The sequence below is a fragment of the Streptomyces sp. NH27 genome (assembly GCF_056859195.1).
The window spans coordinates 1-1,323 of record NZ_JACEGK010000944.1 but is presented as its reverse complement, the minus strand read 5'-3'; the positions used below and the strand labels follow the sequence as shown (position 1 = coordinate 1,323).

1 protein-coding gene is annotated in these 1,323 nt (G+C 77.5%); it reads right to left on the bottom strand.

Features of this window, described 5'->3' with window-relative positions; genetic code table 11:
- Positions 1-1,228 (bottom strand): cytochrome P450 family protein (locus AC13HU_RS37285; RefSeq protein ID WP_483046436.1); only part of this gene is annotated, 1,228 nt, incomplete at its 3' end.
- Positions 1,229-1,323 lie beyond the last annotated feature (95 nt).

Below are 1,323 nucleotides of genomic sequence, written 5' to 3'. Positions count from 1 at the left end.
GGAGGGCGGCGGGGCCGCGTTGCCGGAGGGAGGGCCGCCCGGGGAGTTCGGCGGAGGGGCGCGCGGGGACCAGATCGGGGATGCGGTCGAGGAGGATCTCGAGGGCCGTGGTGGCGACCACCTCCGCGAGGTGGGGCGCGGGGGCGGGACAGCGGTGGGCGCCGTGGCTGAAGGAGAGATGCGCGTGGTTGCCGACGGCGGAGCCGGGAACCGCCGGGTGGACCTGCGGGTCCGCGTTGGCCGCGGCGAGCCCGAGCACGAGGCAGTCGCCGCGCCGTATGTGCCGCCCGCCGAGCTGGGTGTCACGGGTGGCCCACCGCCCGATGACGTTCTGCACGGGCGGATCGGTCCACAACACCTCGGCGAGCGCCTGGGAGATGCTGCGCCGCCCCCCGGAGAGCGTGAGCGCGAACCGCTCGTCGGTGAGCAGGAGCCGCAGCGTGTTGCCGATCCAGTCCGCGGTGGGCCGCCGCCCGGCCGCCATGATCGTGAGCAGGTCCTGCACGACCTCCTCGTCGGTGAGGCCCGCCGGATGGGCCAGCAGCCGGGACGGGATGTCGGCACCTGGCGCGGGGGCCTGCCGGGCCCGGGCGAGCACCGCTTCCATGGTGGCCCGCAGCCGCGCGGCGGAGGCGGCGGGCCCGGCCGCGGGCGCGGGGTGCGCCGGGTGCGAGAGCTCCGCGACCGGACAGGGCGCCGCGGTGCCGTAGCCGTACTGGCCCGCCAAGTCCCGTTCCAGCGCCGCCGTTTCGCCCGGGTGCAGCCCGAACAGCCCGGCCATGACGTGCAGCGGCACCTGCTCGGCGTACTGCGCCACCAACTCCGCCCGCCCGGCGCCCGCGAACGCGTCCACCGCGGCGTCCGCGGCCCGCTCGGCGCGCTGCCGCAGCTCGAACGGGTCCACCTCGCCGAGCACGTCCGCGACCGCGCCCGCCCGCCGTACGTGCTCCGCACCCTCCGTGAAGCGCACCGACGGGGTGTGTGCCACGTGCGGCAGCAGCGGCCAGCCGGCGGGTACGCGGTCCCACGCGTGCCAGCGGCGCGGGTCCCGCCCGAACAACTCCGGGTTCCCCGCCACGACATGCACCTCGTGGTAGCCCAGCACGAGCCACGCGGGCATCCCGCCGTCCAGCAGCACGGGCGCGACCGGCCCGTACGCCTCGCGCAACGCCCGGTAGTACGCCCCCGGGTCGGCGTGGTCGAACGCGGGCGGCGCCGGCTGCGGCACGTGGGCGACCTGATGGTGCGCCTGATCCGGCGGCCCCTGGCCCGGCCCCTGCCCTGAGCCCTGCCCCTGGCCCGGCCCTTGTCCCGGTTCCGGCC